13 protein-coding genes and 4 pseudogenes are annotated in these 16,276 nt (G+C 42.9%); 14 read left to right on the top strand and 3 right to left on the bottom strand.

Annotated elements, in window-relative coordinates:
• Positions 1 to 62: 62 nt before the first annotated feature.
• Positions 63 to 296: a small acid-soluble spore protein SspI gene (locus MKX46_RS10630; protein WP_016819939.1), complete on the bottom strand. Its 234-nt coding sequence runs from the start codon at positions 294 to 296 to the stop codon at positions 63 to 65.
• A 160-nt stretch (positions 297 to 456) separates the two neighbouring features.
• Here MKX46_RS10630 and MKX46_RS10625 point away from each other — a divergent pair.
• Positions 457 to 1,122 (top strand): annotated as a pseudogene (locus MKX46_RS10625) (potassium channel family protein); the annotation flags it as partial.
• A 77-nt stretch (positions 1,123 to 1,199) separates the two neighbouring features.
• Entirely contained in the window at positions 1,200 to 1,988 is a 789-nt protein-coding gene (locus MKX46_RS10620) for a TrmH family RNA methyltransferase (RefSeq protein ID WP_029518175.1), read from the top strand.
• Between the two features lie 903 nt (positions 1,989 to 2,891).
• Here MKX46_RS10620 and MKX46_RS10615 read toward each other — a convergent pair.
• Positions 2,892 to 3,833, bottom strand: coding sequence for a zinc-binding dehydrogenase (locus MKX46_RS10615; protein WP_029518176.1), 942 nt, complete (start codon positions 3,831 to 3,833; stop codon positions 2,892 to 2,894).
• A 121-nt stretch (positions 3,834 to 3,954) separates the two neighbouring features.
• Here MKX46_RS10615 and MKX46_RS10610 point away from each other — a divergent pair, with 121 nt between their 5' ends.
• The 8 genes and pseudogenes from MKX46_RS10610 (at position 3,955) to MKX46_RS10580 (ending at position 8,985) form a co-directional block, all read left to right on the top strand.
• Positions 3,955 to 4,833: a hypothetical protein gene (locus MKX46_RS10610; RefSeq protein WP_029518177.1), complete on the top strand. Its 879-nt coding sequence runs from the start codon at positions 3,955 to 3,957 to the stop codon at positions 4,831 to 4,833.
• A 1,284-nt stretch (positions 4,834 to 6,117) separates the two neighbouring features.
• A pseudogene (locus MKX46_RS10605) lies at positions 6,118 to 7,201 on the top strand (IS3 family transposase).
• Positions 7,191 to 7,571 (top strand): hypothetical protein, encoded by a 381-nt coding sequence (locus MKX46_RS10600; RefSeq protein ID WP_029518179.1) that lies wholly within the window; start codon positions 7,191 to 7,193, stop codon positions 7,569 to 7,571. The pseudogene MKX46_RS10605 and the gene MKX46_RS10600 overlap by 11 nt, the downstream one beginning before the upstream one ends.
• A 209-nt stretch (positions 7,572 to 7,780) precedes the next feature.
• Positions 7,781 to 7,954: a DUF2281 domain-containing protein gene (locus tag MKX46_RS10595; protein ID WP_080658656.1), complete on the top strand. Its 174-nt coding sequence runs from the start codon at positions 7,781 to 7,783 to the stop codon at positions 7,952 to 7,954.
• Entirely contained in the window at positions 7,951 to 8,139 is a 189-nt protein-coding gene (locus MKX46_RS10590; protein ID WP_204366477.1) for a hypothetical protein, read from the top strand. Before MKX46_RS10595 ends, MKX46_RS10590 begins: the two co-directional genes overlap by 4 nt.
• Positions 8,118 to 8,168, top strand: a pseudogene (locus tag MKX46_RS25575) (hypothetical protein); the annotation flags it as partial. The gene MKX46_RS10590 and the pseudogene MKX46_RS25575, both read left to right, overlap by 22 nt.
• Before the next feature lie 21 nt (positions 8,169 to 8,189).
• Entirely contained in the window at positions 8,190 to 8,327 is a 138-nt protein-coding gene (locus MKX46_RS10585; protein WP_239645226.1) for a hypothetical protein, read from the top strand.
• A gap of 178 nt (positions 8,328 to 8,505) precedes the next feature.
• Positions 8,506 to 8,985 carry a DinB family protein gene (locus MKX46_RS10580; protein ID WP_029518180.1) on the top strand — a complete coding sequence of 160 codons (480 nt, stop codon included), beginning with the start codon at positions 8,506 to 8,508 and terminating at the stop codon, positions 8,983 to 8,985.
• Positions 8,986 to 9,157: 172 nt separating this feature from the next.
• Here MKX46_RS10580 and MKX46_RS10575 read toward each other — a convergent pair whose 3' ends face one another.
• A complete protein-coding gene (locus tag MKX46_RS10575) occupies positions 9,158 to 10,471 on the bottom strand; it encodes a hypothetical protein (RefSeq protein WP_029518181.1) in 1,314 nt (437 codons plus the stop codon).
• 224 nt (positions 10,472 to 10,695) lie between these two features.
• Here MKX46_RS10575 and MKX46_RS10570 point away from each other — a divergent pair, with 224 nt between their 5' ends.
• From MKX46_RS10570 to MKX46_RS10555, 4 genes and pseudogenes are all read left to right on the top strand, one after another.
• Positions 10,696 to 11,922, top strand: coding sequence for a M20 metallopeptidase family protein (locus tag MKX46_RS10570; RefSeq protein ID WP_069012662.1), 1,227 nt, complete (start codon positions 10,696 to 10,698; stop codon positions 11,920 to 11,922).
• A 28-nt stretch (positions 11,923 to 11,950) separates the two neighbouring features.
• On the top strand, positions 11,951 to 12,790 hold the full coding sequence (locus MKX46_RS10565; protein WP_029518183.1) for an enoyl-CoA hydratase/isomerase family protein: 840 nt from the start codon (positions 11,951 to 11,953) through the stop codon (positions 12,788 to 12,790).
• 1,010 nt (positions 12,791 to 13,800) lie between these two features.
• A pseudogene (locus MKX46_RS10560) lies at positions 13,801 to 13,899 on the top strand (transposase); the annotation flags it as partial.
• A gap of 843 nt (positions 13,900 to 14,742) precedes the next feature.
• Positions 14,743 to 16,182, top strand: coding sequence for a 6-phospho-beta-glucosidase (locus MKX46_RS10555; protein WP_029518184.1), 1,440 nt, complete (start codon positions 14,743 to 14,745; stop codon positions 16,180 to 16,182).
• Positions 16,183 to 16,276 lie beyond the last annotated feature (94 nt).

Below are 16,276 nucleotides of genomic sequence, written 5' to 3'. Positions count from 1 at the left end.
TTTCGAATACGGGTAAAATAATGAGCACAATTAAATTGGAACAAAAAGTTAAATAGCTAGAGCTAGGTTAAAGGCACGGGTTTGATTTTATCGATTTGTTCATGTGCCAAATGGACGAAATCGTGCTGTTGATTTGGGCTCATATGCTTCCAAGCGATTTCAAGAATGACACCCAATCCAGGCAGAGCGGCTTCAGGTCCGTCCACTGACCCAATAATCATATCCGTAAGATCAGCTTCTGATTTGCCGTGTACTTTGTGAACAATTGCTTGTCGTAAATCCATTGTAATGGGCATGTGTACCTCCCGTATGTTGTAGTAGTGATCGAATGTATTATGGCTTGGGCTGTTGTCCAGTATACATGGAGAAGCATTTGGCATAAGTATGTCAAAATTTATGTTTGTAGCATGATATGCTATACTATGACGGACAGTATGGTGATCGGGAGGTAAAGAAGGAATGGCAAAAAAACAGTATGCGGTTATTGGCATGGGACGTTTTGGTTCCAGTGTTGCCAGTGCGCTGAGTGAGATGGGTTTTGATGTGCTGGCTATTGACTCGGACGAGCAGCGTACACAGGAAATGTCGAATATTGTGACGCATGCGGTGTCTGCCGACTCGACGGATGAGGAAGCGCTGCGAGCGCTGGGTATCCGTAATTTTGACGTAATCGTAGTTGCGATTGGCGAAGATATACAGGCCAGTATTCTGACGACATTGATTCTCAAGGACATGGGCGTACCAGCTCTTGTGGTCAAGGCACAAAATGAGCTGCATGGAAAAGTGTTGCAAAAGATAGGTGCAGATAAAGTCGTTTATCCTGAACGGGATATGGGGTTACGGGTAGCCCATCATTTGACATCCCCCAACATTTTGGATTATATCGAGCTGTCCAAGGACTACAGTATTTTGGAGATGAGAGCCGCCGATTCCATGATTGGAAAAAACCTGAAAGAGTTAGACATACGTGCACGCTTCGGCTGCAATGTGATGGCGATTCGCAGAAATCAGGAAATGAACATTTCACCTTATGCCGAGGATCGTCTGGAGCCGGGTGATGTACTGGTCATTGTGGGCCACAAGGATGACCTGACCAAGCTGGAGCTGGCATTTGCAGCCTAATGAGGGCTTGTGTTCAAGTGCAAGTGATACATCATTTATTTTTATTGAAACGGACAAAGAAACGGAAGGTTAAACGAATGGAAATCATTTCACCGAATAATGCGCGTGTAAAAGAGTGGGCGCAACTGCTGGAGAAAAAGCATCGCACACGGCAGCATAAATATATTGTCGAGGGTATTCATCTGGTGCAGGAAGCGCTGCGTTCGGACGCGGCTGTCGAAACCGTCGCCTATGATTTGGACAAGGGCATTCCCGCCGAGCTGAATGGCCTGGATCCAGCCGACCAGCCGGTGGAATGGGTTCCCGTGTCAGCGGCGGTCATTGCAAAATGCACCGATACGAAGACGCCGCAGTCGGTTTTTGCCATCGTGCGTAAGGAGGAGCGCAGCGCATTCCCGGCATTGCTGGAGCAGCCGGATGCACTGGTAATGGTGCTGGACGGGGTGCAGGACCCCGGCAATGTAGGCACCATCATCCGCAGCGCGGACGCTGCTGGAGCCGCAGGCGTAATATTGGGTCATGGCTGCGCCGACCTGTACAATCCCAAAACGATTCGCTCCACGATGGGATCGTTGTTTCATCTGCCGGTGATTGAAGGCAGTCTGGAGGAGCTTTTGCCGCAGGCCAAAAGTAAAGGTGCCCGCTTGCTCAGCACCTCGTTGGATGCGAGCTTATCATGCTATGCCATAGATTTACGTGTTTCCACTTGGCTTGTGATTGGGAATGAAGGCCAAGGTATTTCTGATGCTACTGCGCGCATGGTGGATGAGTCGATATTCATTCCGATGCAGGGGCAAGCGGAATCACTGAACGCGGCGATGGCTTCTACGGTGCTGTTATTTGAGGCCATGAGACAACGAAACTAAGAGAGTGAACATGGGGCTGTGGTTTATAACATCAATTGAGACTGTTTATACCATCTAAATGAGACAGTCAATGTCCCCGAAAACCCAATAAAACCGGTAATTAAGGCTAACCAAATACAAAATTATCTGTTAATGATTAATCTAAGTTTTCTTATTTTATGGTGAAAAAGGACAGAAAATTTTTTATAACAAGAAGTAAGACAAACATTATCTAAAGGGAAAATAACCTCTTCTCGGCTACAATAAAATTTTGTTATATATATTCTTACCTACAGGACCTTTTAATATCTAACCTAAACAGTCCCGATGAAAAGCTTTCTATTTCGGGGCTGTTCTTACGTTATAGATGGTAGGTGAAATGATAACCCGTTTTTGGGAAATTGCTATTCCCATTCAAATCTCTTTCTGCTTTTTGGAGGATTACATCCGTCGATACTCAGGCAAAGTTTGTCTTTAGCTTTCGAGGATATTTAGATAATTAGCAAACCTGTTTTTAGATTGTATTGTTAAGCTGAGGCGAAACGGTACCCATCATTTATCTCATTTGTTGATTAATTCTGAGAAATATTAAATTGATATTGTCCGAAGAAAATAAAGTGTTAGACTGAAAAATAAAGTACTAGACTTAGAAAATAAAGTATTAGACTGGTGAGCATTTCATTAAGCCAACTGGCAGAATAGTGAGAGAAAATGAACATTCTTAAAGCGGTGCCACTGAGGGCAGAGGAATAACTGTGTTGATATTAAAGCTGGATGGATTACTATACGAAATATAAAGGTCAAATAGCCGGGTTCATTGAAAGGCAGCGGTACTCCCACTCAAACGAGTAAGGGTGTACTACTGCCGTTTCTTTTTCAGATTCGTTTTTAGATTCCTGGGATTATAGTTGCAAACTTATATAATCAATCTAAGTGAAGCACGGCTTTGCCCGAGAATTTCCGTTCCATAAGATTACGGGCAACGGTGTCAATTTCGGTCCAAGGCGCCTCCACTTGGATTCGTGGGATTAACCGCTCATCTGTGACCAGCCGGGCCAGCAAACTCAGATCGTCCGCGGCTGATTGACGAGTGAGTTCCTCACCTAAAAAGAAGCTGTACAAGGTTCTTCCTCCGCTGGTCACCATATTCTTCATATCGATCATTACGGTATTTGAAGAGGAAAATCCTACCGCAACGCAAATCCCTTGGGGCGCTAGCTGCGGCAGCAACGCCGCCAGTGCATTGCCGCCTACTGAATCGATGATCAGATCGTACGGCCCAAATTTGCTGGCTGATGAAATTGCGGAATATCCAATGATCACTTCGTCGGATCCGACCTCCCGAACAAGCTCAGCCTTCTCTTCCGTGCTTGCCGTACCTACAACGTATGCGCCGGATTGGACTGCAAGCTGATGGGCGAATAACCCAACTCCGCCGCTAGAGCCTGTAATGAAAATCCGTTTGCCAAGCAGCATGCCGCCTTTTCGAAGTGCATAAAGAGCCGTGAGCCCTGCTACGGGGAGGGTAGCCGCCTCCGTAAAAGTGAGTTTGTCTGGGATTTCGGCCAACAACGATACGGGAGCAGCCACTTGCTCGCTCCAGGCTCCCATCGGGAGCAAACCAACAACCCTGGCCCCTTTTTGCGGTCCTGCGCCGTTCTCTGCCGGCTCGATGACAATCCCGGCGAAATCCCAGCCAGGACGGCTAGAAATTTCCTGATTTTTAGCGTCACTCACTTCACCGCGGTTGAGTGAGACGGCCTTCACTTGCACAAGCGCTTCCCATGGCTTAGGCTGCGGGGCGTCAACTTCCTTGAAGGCCAAAAGAGACGGGGCATGCGGATCAATAACAATAGTACGAATCATATCGGTTTTCCTCCATGTTGGTTATGGTCATTAGATGACCTTCATTTCAATGAGGAGTATACTTTAAATAAAGGTTCGGCCCAAGTGCAGAACTACACTTCATAAGAGAAGGGAAGAGAAGATGGATATAGATACGGAGAATTCCAGACATAGAATCGTAATGGGAGAAATTGAAGCCCTGCGGATAAAACGCCAGCAAAAGCTTGTCGATCAACCTCAACCGTCCTTGAAACGATTTACTCAACAAGAGCTAAACGACGAGGCTTTTCCTTCGTATAAAAATTTGCTGGTTGGACGTACCCGCCGCATACCGACCCGCCAGACGATAATAAATATTGCAGAATATCTTGAGTGTACATCCAACGAGCGTAACGATTTGCTTTTGGCAGCCGGTTTTCTTCCAATTCAGACCGAATTGTATGGACGGTCGTTGGAGCGTGCATTAGAGTGGGCTCAGCAAACGATGAGGAGTATTCCTTTTCCCGCCATGGTCGTAACACATACTCAGGACATCAAGGGATTAAATGAGCCGTTTCATCAATTGTTCGAAATCCCTCTCGACCGTTCATATGACGGTTTAATGAATAGGGTCGATTTACATTTTAATTCTGGTTTTCCTATCCGGTCCCGCTCCACGTTTGACAAGGCGTCGTTTAAGCAGTGGGAGGAGCACATCATAAACGGAATACAAGCCTTTAAGAGTGAGCACATGCTCTCGCGTTATGATGCGTGGTATCAAAAATTGCTGGATAGAGTTCAGAAATATAACGCGTGCGAATATCTGAGTGTGCCGGATGTAGGGGGAAATGTTGATCAAATACAAACAATTCTAGCCAGAATGGAAAGCTCCGGAGACCTTATTCCCGTACGCTACAGACAGGTTTCGATTTCCGCAGGCGGCCGCTTATATCCGCAAATTGAGGTTTTCCTGCCAGTAGATTCTGCTGCGCGCACAGTTTTCGAGAACCTGGGATGTCCAGCTGATTGTGCATTTGTCTAATCCGACACTTACAAGAGGATGGAATCGAAAAGTTATTGGTAGCTGATAATTCAGAATAGGTGGTTGTTAGTTGAATGACAACAGCGGCAGTCTAAGGCTTTATTTATCAAGTCTTGGTCTGCCGCTGCTTTATATTAATTGTTCAGTCGAAAACCTATTTTTCAAAAGCTGACGATTCTTCAGTTCAAAAACCTCGCTAAATCAACAACTCTAGTCTAATACTTTATTTTCACCGAACAGATATCATATGTCTATTTCGTTTGCTATATGGCTATGCTGGTTATAAAATAAAAAGGGAGGAGATTAAGATTAATTATAAAGATATATATAATTTACATATTCAGCTTCTTAATGTATATGAGAGGAACCAAAAGGATCGCCATCCTTATATGGATTCATACTTTGATTTATCTCTTGTTTCACGAGTAAACCCTAACTAAAATAATGAATTAACAGCTTCATTATCTAGAATAATGTTCGAATATGGGGACTGTTATAGAAATTCACAACAAAAATTACCGCTAGCAGCAGGCAAAATTGCTGCCTAAGAGCCTGTTTCAGTAAGCACTCACCATAGTTTAGACCTGCGGGAGAAGTTTCTCGTATGCAAAAAGATTGGATCGGATCCACAACTATCTAGAAGGGTGATAGATCAATTCATCGCTTATAAATGGGCGAAAGATTTGGCTCTTCAACAACACACTGCGAGTGCGAAAAAAAGTACTCTAATTTAGAGTGGGATTTGACAGCCAAGGAAACAGTTTGTTTCTGTTCCACTATTTGATGTACCTGTTTGTGCTGTTTCCCCAATTCCTGGATATTGAAGATCGAAAAGCATTTGATTTCCTTGTTGCCACTTTTTCAAACTTGGATATATTCTAGCTCTTCTCCCATCTGATTTATAGATAGGGGCTATTTGGCGTTTTTACGTATCCCGAAACTCAAGGAAAACTCGTTTATTAGTGCAATTCTTAGGAGAAGAAATGTTTAAAAAGAAATTGATACTGAAAAGAATGAATAAATGTTTAATTTCCTGGTAAGGATGATAATAAATCTATCATTTTTATGAGTTTTTTTACTCTGTTTTATCCTTAGGTAGTTATAAACATGGAGATTTAATATTCGGCATTGGCGTGCTTTTTTAGGGGGGCTAATGAAGAAGGAAGAAATAATCAGCTATCTATTAGATGATTTTTCCCAAGGGTGGATCGGCTACACTTAGTTGGGCAATAAAAATGAGGGCTTGTAGAATAAACCTATTATCCTAAGGAGCGGATTTCTACAATGCCAAAACAACAACGACGTACCTTTACAGCAGAGTTCAAGAAGCAAATGGTGCTATTATATGAGAACGGAAAGTCCAGAGCGGATCTGGTGGAGGAATATGACCTCACCGCCTCGGCTTTGGATCGCTGGATTAAACAAGGCCAAACGACAGGCTCTTTCTCAGAGAAGGACAATCGCTCGCCAGAAGAGAATGAGCTAATCACTTTACGCAAAGAAGTTCAACGCCTCAAAATGGAAAATGATATTTTAAAGCAAGCCGCGCTGATCATGGGACGAAAGTAGCTATCATTCAGAATAATCGGGATAAATACTCGGTATCAGCATTGTGTGACGTCCTGCAAATCGCAAGAAGTACGTTTTACTATGAAGCCAACGAAGAGTCGCCAGAAGACGAAGTGACCACAGCCATTGTGGACATTTTTCACAAAAATCGAAAAGCGTATGGCACTCGAAAGATTAAAGTTAAGCTTCACGAGCGAGGGCTCGTGGTTTCCAGACGTCGAATCGGTCGGATCATGAAAGAACAGGGACTGGTTTCGACATACACTGTGGCACAATATAAGCCCATAAAGCCGCTTGTAATGAAGCGGCTATAGCCAATACACTGAACTGCAAGTTCAACCAAACGGAAAGCAAACGTGTGGTGGTCAGTGATCTAACCTATGTGAAAGTCCAGAACGAGTGGCACTATATTTGTGTGCTTATCGATCTGTTCAATCGAGAAATGATCGGTCATAGTGCTGGCCCTAATAAGGATGCAGCACTGATTTCTCGCGCCTTTGCGACCGTGAAAGGCGATCTGCATCAGATTCAGTGGTTTCATACCGACCGTGGCAGCGAGTTCAAAAATCAAAAGATGAATGAGCTTTTAGAGACGTTTGAAATCGGTCGATCGCTGAGTGCGAAAGGGTGTCCGTATGACAACGCCGTGGCCGAAGCCACCTATAAGATCATGAAAACGGAGTTCGTGAACCAGATGAACTTTCAAAATCTTCGTCATTTGAAGTTGGAATTATACGATTATGTTCATTGGTTCAACCAGCATCGAACTGATAGAAGATCCATTTTCATTGAGCGATAAATTTACATTTAACAATCTGATTACCTATTTAGAAAAACAAAAAGTTTATAATAAAGATGTAATTGATAATTTGAAGAAAGTTAAAAATCTTAGGAATAAAGTTACGCATGGAACTCTCCCATTAATAACAGAATGGGATCCAGATGATCCAAGAAGTAGAGAGGAGAAATTGAATCTGCTAAGAGGAGTAAGTGAAATCCCAGAAGCAAACAAGATTAGTTTGAGAAGTGGTTCTGTGTATTTTGATTGTAGGGAATACGATCTGTCATTAAGATCACTCGATCCTGCAAGCAAGATTGCAGTTATTCAATTAGTATATATTCGAGAAATTTTGATGAGTATATTCAGTGATGAAATGCCCATCGTATAACATAATATTCACGCGGCGGGCATGCCCCTGGGCCCGGCAGAGGGGTTTTATGGGAGTGGGAGCTGCCAGACACCCAGCATACGCTGGGTCGTAAATACAGAAATGTTATCTGAAATACCAGCAACACCAAACAACATAGGAAGCAGATGTTAGTTCCCTTCAGACTTTAGTGTATAATAAAGAACAAAGAAGTGCAGGAGGTATGCATAGTGAGCATTGAAGAGAAACTTATTCAAGACTTTTTGGCATTGCCTGATGACAAGAAAATTGAAGTGATTGATTTCGTTGAATTCCTAAAGAATCGTAGCAATAAGCAAATGGAGTCGATCATGGACGATATTGTGAATGAAAATATTGAGGCACTTAGGGAGTTAGCTAAATGAAGAGTCTTAGTCTGGGACAAATTCTTGAATTCCATACTAAGATTATTAAGGCAACTAGTGGCTCCGATGGAGTTAGAGATCTTGGACTAATTGAAAGTGCTCTAAAGAAAGCAGAAGCAGCTTTCGATGGACAGGAACTTTACGAAGGAAGTATAAAGGAAATATCTGTCATTACATTTGCTTAATAAAGAATCATGGATTTATTGATGGGAATAAACGAATAGGGGTAGCAACAATGCTGCTTTTACTACGTTTAAATGAGATTTCTGTAAAGTACGAGCAAGAAGAATTAGTTGAATTGGGATTGAAGACTGCAGAAGGTGAATTCACAGAAGAGAACATACAAAAATGGATAGAAGAGCATCAAGTGTAGAAGTGGCTTGGTGTTCTTTTTTTGTAAGAACGACTGAAGGTAATTCAAAGTAGGCCGTTACATCTAACATAATATTCATGCTGCGGACTTTCGTCCTGGGTCCGGCATTCGCTGAGTCGTGAATATAGGAACGTTATCCGAAAGAACCCTAAATCGATTAAGAGATGAGGAGCATTTGATGACCTATAAATCAATTTTAATAGATCAATTAACTGCATGTTATAACGATAAGAGTTGGTTCATTCCTCTTGCGGATATACTGGATGATCTAACAGCAACGGAAGCAGTTACTGAGAATGACAATAAACAAACCATATGGTCTATAGTGAATCATCTTATTTATTGGAATGAAACATGGCTTGAGCGTTTTAAGGCAGGAGAATTTATATTAAATAATGCTATTAACAATGATGAGACATTTTCTTTGACTCAAGATCAATTGAATGATTTAGGCTGGAAGGAAACATTAAATAGACTTGAGAATGTATTTAGCAATTGGAGAGTTATTTTAGAAGAAACAGATGAATCAAAGCTCACAAAACAACTTTCAGAATATTTTAATGCTCCTTGGTGGGGAGTTGTTTCTAATTTAAGTATTCATAATGCATATCATATCGGACAAATCATGTTGTTAAAGAAACAAATTCGAGTTAAATAATGTTTTTAGGCTGTTCGCAGATGAGGGGGCAGCATATGCAGAGCTGGTCGTCCGGCCAGGAAGTGATTTGGCTTGGTAAATCAAGCTCAAAAAAAAGGCACGTTTTCAGTTTTGAAAATGTGCCTTTTTTTCCATTAATTTAAAGTCGAAATGGCAAGCGTAACAATGAGTGTCATCTGCTTAATTTGCGCCCTTCTTTGTCAAGAAACAACAGTTCGTAGTATTTTTTGGGTCGCCCTTTACTGTTGTCTCGTTTTTCAAATACCGTTTGTACGTATTTACTTTCTTCAATTTTGTTAAGGATACGGTTTGCACCTCTGACGGTCATGGACAGGCAGCCAGCAACATCCTCAGAGGATAATTTATTTGTTCTCATGATTTCTGCATAGGACATGATTTTTTGCAAGTTGATGTTGTTTATTCCGATAGTTTTGGCTAACGCGATGATTTCCGGGTCCCCCTGTTCAGAGAACTGTATGACATTCATGCTCCGCATTGGGCCGATAACCTTCTGATCCTCGTTTATAAAAAAGCTGCAGCTGCCCGTAAAGGCTTCCGCCTGTCTGTGAGCTTTGGTGGCGTTAATGTTAGCTTGAAAATATTCATGTCCCGAGCCCCACCCGATCTTCACCTTGTCGCTTATGCGCTCTTCCAGATACTCCAGTAGGGTGCAGTTATGCGCGTTAGTGGTGATTTTCATGAAATTTCCGTAGGTGGTGTATAGTCTGACAAAGCCTTCCGAAATTTGGGCCGTGTCTGCCAGATTCACGCTGCGCAGAAACCTGCCGACAAGGACCTTTAGCTCATGAAGCTGCTCTTCAGATAGCGGATCCGCCGTTCTGGTCGATAAGCATGCGACAACTGCCCTCTGACTCTTAAGCTTGAGGATAGTAATCTCGTTGATGATCTCTCTTATGGTCTCTTTAACGTTTTCCAAAGTGGGCCGGATTAAGATATATCTGACTCCGTGCTTTTTGAGTTCTGGAACAAAGTGGCCGAACGCGGTGATGGACAAGTCTATTTTCTTGTCTTCCCATAGAGTGATATGGTTCTCCAGCATTGTCTCCACCCGTTCGAGCAGATCACCGCTGTCAATGGGCTTTCCCTCATGAGTCAGGTATTGCTGGAATTCGCTGAAAGACTTGATTATATACGCATAATCCACATAGATCCGGGATATATCAAGCCCAGGTTCTGTAACCAGCAGCCGGAAAAGTTCCCTGTAAAGCAGGTTTTCATCATCCTGCAAAATGTGAACAGGTACTTTTTCATCCAGGCATTCCTTATCGATTGACTCGTAAAGCATCCTGCCACTGATCACAAATCCATCCACCGAATCTAAGTTTTTGAGATAGATGTCTGTTGTTTCCCGGAAGTTACTGATTGTAAGAAACCTGAACTGACATAAGGGCCGCATTTCTTCTTCAATGGCGCGGAAATAGTCCATATGGGTCTCAGGCGTGATAATACCCAGCTTGATTTTCATGATAGATTCCTTTCATAAACAGTTCAATCAAAAGAGTTATATCATAATAAATGTGATATTTCAATGTTCCGGCAGCCTCTAAAATAATGTTCTTAAAATGTCTTATTTTCTCTTGACAGCGAATGGATTTAAAAGTACGATAAAAGTGTTCTTAAAAAGTCTTAAAATATGAAGGGGGGAATGTTTACCCTGTTCTTACGTTCATTCAATTTGTGCTTTGGGAGATGTTTATTGTGATTGAAGAAGCTGGAGATTTTTTGAGTATGGCCCATCAGCTGCAGGACAAATTGGTCAAGCACAGGCATCATCTTCATGCGGTTCCGGAACTTGATTTAAGTTTGCCGAGGACAACTGCCTACGTAAAAGAGGTGTTGGAGTCGATGGGGCTTGAGCCTACTCCCGTAGGAGAGTCAGGTCTAATGGTTACGATCGGCGGACAACATGCCGGGAAGGTGATTCTTATCCGTGCGGATATGGATGGGCTGCCCATTCAAGAAGAAACGGAGCTTTCTTTTGCGTCGTTGAACGGAAACATGCATGCATGCGGTCATGACTTGCATACTTCCATGCTGCTCGGAGCTGCGGAGATCCTGAAGGCCAACGAAGAGCAGCTTCGCGGGACGGTTAAGCTTATGTTTCAGCCGGGTGAAGAGACTCTGCACGGGGCAAAGATGATGCTTAAGAATGGGATTCTTGACAATCCTAAGGTGGATGCATCCATGATGCTTCATGTGTTGACCGGAATGCCAATTCCTATCGGGCAATTTGTAGTGCCTGAGGCCGGTGGAGCTATCTCAGCTTCCTCTGATTGGTTCGAAATCATCATCCGCGGAAGGGGTGCACATGGAGCAATGCCGAGTGCCGCGGTCGATCCGTTAAATGTGGCTGCTCATCTTCATTTGGCGCTGCAGGGTATTCTCAGCCGTGAAATTCCGCCAGTTGAGAGTGCCGTCCTTACCATTGGCGTGATGGAAGGCGGAAGTACAAACAACGTGATTCCCGATACGGCCAGAATGAAAGGAAGCGTACGCACATTTAACGCCGCATTGCGGGACAAAATGGAAACCCGTATCCACGACATTTCTGCAGGTATCGGAGAAACTTTTCAGGCAAAGGTGGATGTGATCTATACCAGGGGATGTCCTGAGGTGAAAACGGACAGCGGGCTTAACCGTCAAATGAGAACTACGATTGCAAACACTTTTGGCGCCAGTTCCTTAATCGGTATAACCCAATTGATACCCGGCGGGAAATTAATGGGATCGGAAGACTTCGCATTTGTCTCACAAGCGGTGCCAAGTACCTCAGTATTTCTTAACGCAGGCAATACCGAGGAAGGCTATGGTTACCCTGTGCACCATCCAAAGACGATGTTCTCGGATGAGGTGCTGTACAAAGGGGCTGCGGCTTACGCTGCTTTCGCCAGAGATTGGCTTGAAAGTAATAGATAATATCTCAACAAAACCAGGAGGAATTGAAATGACAGAGAGACGTATGATTGGACCAACCAAATTTGAAGAGTACTCGGAGAAATACAAGGAATTTCTATTAATGACCCGCCGTGACGGAATCATCGAAGTACGGTTGCATACCGACGGAGGGCCGTACAAGCATTCTTGGGAAGCCCATACGGCATGGTCCCATGCATGGTCAGATATTGGCCGCGACCCTGAGAACGAGGTAATGATTATTTCAGGAACAGGGGATAAATGGGTAATAGGGGACCCTGAGGTCTGGAATACAAAATTTATGGACTGGCCGAAGCAAAAGAAGCTCGAACAGTATCATGAATCGCTGAGACTGCTTGAAAATTTGATATTCTGCATTGACATCCCCACCATCGGGGCGATCAACGGGCCGGGAACGCACTGTGAACTCGCAACTCTCTGCGATATTACCATTTGTACTGAAGACGCGGACTTTTTTGATCCTCATTATCTGGGAGGCACACCTCCCGGAGATGGAATGCTGCTCACACTGCAGAACATGATCGGTTTCAAGAAAGCAGCATATTACGCATACACCGGCAAGAATATCAATGGTCAAACCGCCTTGGACCTGGGCATCGTTAGTGAAGTCCTGCCCCGGGAAAAGCTTCTTCCTCGCGCATGGGAGCTTGCGGAGATGATCATGCAGGCACCGCGTTCAACGAGACATCTGTCCCACTCCATTATATCCCGTCCATGGAAACAAGCCCTGGTCAGTGATCAAGGGTTCCAGCTTGCCCACCAAATGTACGACATGGCCATTGATGAAGAAGGAGCTCTGGAGCGGCTGAAAAAAATGCAAGGACGTCTAATGGGCAAAGAAGTTCATTAGAGCTATGGCGGGACCTACACGATTCGAAGAATACTCGGAGAAGTACAAGGACTTGTTCTTCATGACAGAAATTGATAATACCGCGAAGCTAAAAATATATCTACCGGATACATTTACACTGTGCTCTATAAGAAAATAAAAGGCATGAATTATTAAAAGATAAGAAAGATTATTGTCTGAATTGAATCCGTATCGTTAAATTACTTTAGATATTCTGAGGACGTGTTTAATTCAAGCTATATGTGGTTAATAACTGCCATAAGACACTTTGAAACAACAATTAAAAATAACACTAACGAGACGACGCTGCAGAAAATATGTAGTGTCGTTTTTTTAGAGGTTACATGTGAAAATCTCTATTCATAATTTTATTTATGAAAAGATAAAAACTAGATCAGCTAATTAATTTGTTACCCGAAAGGAGAAGGGGATATATTCCTAAAGAGGAAAACCGCATTTTCAGCACGGTGTTTCTTGTCGAGCAACCATATCTGATAACGGACTGTGGGCCAGAAGTCAAACTTAGCATTGCATTATAGCCGAGTTATTTACACTTTGGAGGTTGGTAATATTGATTACCAGGAAGGGAGGTTTTCTACATGGAATCTTTAATGTAGAATAATAAAAACTGGCTACAAGAAGACCAAGAATTCTCACCAAAACGGAGAGTAGATAATAAAATCAGCTGGCAAAGGCCTCACATCATCGGAAGTTTTCACAGTAGAAAGATGAAGCGTACTGTCGAGTACCACTCATTGAATGAGTGTTTATTTTATTATTTTCTAGAGATGGATGTTTCAACATTATATTACTATGTTCAACCCGTTGAAGTCCCCATCCCATATAAAACAAAAAAATTAGAGAAAAAATTTTGGTTACATGTGCCTGATGTTCTGGTATTTCGAAATGGTTATCCTCCTTTGTTATATCAGATAAAAGAGGCACCAGATGTGGTTCATAACATTAAATGAGACTAATTATATTGTCAAATGAGATAGGAACATCTACACCTGCACCTGGTCTTTCTTCCGCCCTATAGTCCCAACCTAAATCCAGTAGAGGGGCTATGGCTGTGGCTTAAATCCAATGTGGCGAATAACGTGTTTTTTTAGAGGTTTTATAAGACTAAGCTTCATGTCGGCCAGTTTATGAAACGGATTAACAACTGGAAACAATTCGAGTTTTGAATATTTCGGAAGATACTCTTTAAAATGTTATTTCATTTGAACATCCAAATAGAAGGGTATTTGATTTATGATATTCATTAACAAAAAAACTATTAATAAGCTAACTGAATCGCATAGAGAACCTAACATGCTTATCTGCTATTCAACTCCTCAAAGCCTTTCGGCTTGGACAAGTCGAGCTATATTACTCCTAAATAATGATAAAATTATTATCCTTTTCCTCAATCTATTTCCCACTAAAGTAGTATAGAAAGTTGAATTTGAAGTAGCTGATTTACAAGAACAAAAATATCATTCCATATATCTGTCTTCTGCAATATGGTCATTTAACAGTAAAGGACAGCATTGGAGGTTCAAGATAATCAAAAAAATTATTCCTCTTGGCTCTATGCAAAGGGATTTCCTAAATTTCTTGCAACAAAATATTTTAAATTAGCGACTGAGTAGATCACCGATTTCTTCGTTCTTCCTGTCGATCGCCACCTTGGGTTTGGTCCTTCTATTCACTCACTACCCAATAGGCGATTGAAGTAATGCTGTTGGTTTGTTAATTGCGTGTTATTATATCAAATGAATTTGACAGGTTCCCAAATCTTTGTTAGAGTTTCAAACAAATACGTATAACCTTTTCATGGGATGTTACCGATAGGGCATAACCTGAATTGGCTTGTTTACACGGTAAGTGTATACAGGCTGGTTTGGGTTTTTTTATTGTCTGTCACCCTTCGCTACCCCTTTTATTACACATTTGGAAGGAGAATGTTTATGTCCAGTTATATTTTTCCTAAAGACTTTTTATGGGGCGGTGCTCTTGCTGCCAATCAGGCTGAGGGCGCTTATTTGGAAGATGGTAAAGGATTGAGTCTGGTGGATCTGCTGCCTACCGGAGAGAAGAGAAGAAGCATAATGAAAGGGAATGTTCCTTCACTGACTCCACTTGAAAGCGAATTCTATCCTTCCCACCAAGCCATTGATTTCTATCATCACTATCGTGAGGATATCGCGCTATTTGCAGAAATGGGATTTAAGGCGCTGCGTGTTTCCATTGCCTGGGCTCGTATTTTTCCAACAGGAGAAGACGCTACTCCCAATGAAGCAGGTTTGCAATTCTACGATGATTTGTTCGACGAGTTGCATAAACATGGCATTCAGCCAGTCGTTACTCTCGCTCATTTTGACGTGCCAGTGGATCTGGTCGAGAAGTATGGAAGCTGGCGGAGCCGGAAGCTGGTAGGTCTGTTTGAAACCTATGCCAAAACAGTATTCACCCGCTATAAGGATAAAGTGAAGTACTGGATGACATTTAACGAGATTAACATGCTTCTCCATTTGCCGTTTCTCGGCGCCGGTCTTGTTTTTCAAGAAGGTGAAAACGTTAAACAAATTCAGTACCAGGCTGCACATCATCAGCTTGTTGCAAGTGCGCTGGCTGTAAAAGCGTGTCACGAGATTATCCCAGATGCGAAGATTGGCTGTATGCTTGCTGCCGGCAGCTTCTATCCGTATACGTGTAATCCCGAAGATGTATATCAGGGCATGGAAAAAGACCGCGAGTCCTACTTCTTCATTGATGTTCAGTCACGCGGCGAATATCCTGGTTATGCGAAGCGCTTCTTTAAGGATCATGGATTAAACATTGAGATGGAATCAGGCGACGCAGCCATTCTGAAAGATCACACCGTTGACTATATCGGATTCAGCTATTATTCAAGCCGGACGACCAGCACAGACCCGGAAATCGTCAAGAATATGACCAGTGGTAATGTATTCGGCTCCGTAGCCAATCCATATTTGGATAAGTCCGAATGGGGCTGGACGATCGATCCCAAAGGATTCCGCATCACAGCCAACCAATTGCATGATCGTTACCAAAAGCCTCTGTTCGTAGTGGAAAACGGTTTTGGTGCCAATGATGTGGTTTCGCCTGAAGGAGAAGTTAACGACGATTACCGGATCGACTATCTCAAGCGGCATATTGCCGAAATGGGTGAGGCTCTTCAAGACGGAGTCGAAATTATCGGTTACACAAGTTGGGGACCTATTGACATTGTCAGCGCTTCCTCAGGAGAGATGAAAAAACGTTACGGTTATATTTATGTGGACCGCGACAACGAAGGCGAAGGTTCGTTGAAACGGATTAAAAAGAAAAGCTTCCACTGGTACAAAAACGTAATTCATTCCGACGGAGAAAATCTGGGCGAATAATCGTACCACAAGTAAATAGGATCGGACATCCCGGGCCCACGGGGATTTCCGATCTTCGTTTCTTCATTGAAAGCGTTGACAATCGTTCCTCTTC

The sequence above is a fragment of the Paenibacillus sp. FSL P4-0113 genome, from assembly GCF_038009305.1.
Lineage (GTDB): Bacteria > Bacillota > Bacilli > Paenibacillales > Paenibacillaceae > Paenibacillus > Paenibacillus polymyxa_D.
Note: the sequence above shows the minus strand (reverse complement) of the source record. Positions and strands in the feature narration are given on the sequence as shown.

Excerpts from the sequence above, each read along its gene's own strand:
- MKX46_RS10630 (WP_016819939.1), bottom strand. The coding sequence starts at position 296 with ATGCCCATTACAATGGATTTACGACAAGCAATTGTTCACAAAGTACAC.
- MKX46_RS10620 (WP_029518175.1), top strand. The coding sequence starts at position 1,200 with ATGGAAATCATTTCACCGAATAATGCGCGTGTAAAAGAGTGGGCGCAA.
- MKX46_RS10615 (WP_029518176.1), bottom strand. The coding sequence starts at position 3,833 with ATGATTCGTACTATTGTTATTGATCCGCATGCCCCGTCTCTTTTGGCC.
- MKX46_RS10610 (WP_029518177.1), top strand. The coding sequence starts at position 3,955 with ATGGATATAGATACGGAGAATTCCAGACATAGAATCGTAATGGGAGAA.
- MKX46_RS10590 (WP_204366477.1), top strand. The coding sequence starts at position 7,951 with ATGAAGAGTCTTAGTCTGGGACAAATTCTTGAATTCCATACTAAGATT.
- MKX46_RS10585 (WP_239645226.1), top strand. The coding sequence starts at position 8,190 with ATGCTGCTTTTACTACGTTTAAATGAGATTTCTGTAAAGTACGAGCAA.
- MKX46_RS10580 (WP_029518180.1), top strand. The coding sequence starts at position 8,506 with ATGACCTATAAATCAATTTTAATAGATCAATTAACTGCATGTTATAAC.
- MKX46_RS10575 (WP_029518181.1), bottom strand. The coding sequence starts at position 10,471 with ATGAAAATCAAGCTGGGTATTATCACGCCTGAGACCCATATGGACTAT.
- MKX46_RS10570 (WP_069012662.1), top strand. The coding sequence starts at position 10,696 with ATGTTTATTGTGATTGAAGAAGCTGGAGATTTTTTGAGTATGGCCCAT.
- MKX46_RS10565 (WP_029518183.1), top strand. The coding sequence starts at position 11,951 with ATGACAGAGAGACGTATGATTGGACCAACCAAATTTGAAGAGTACTCG.
- MKX46_RS10555 (WP_029518184.1), top strand. The coding sequence starts at position 14,743 with ATGTCCAGTTATATTTTTCCTAAAGACTTTTTATGGGGCGGTGCTCTT.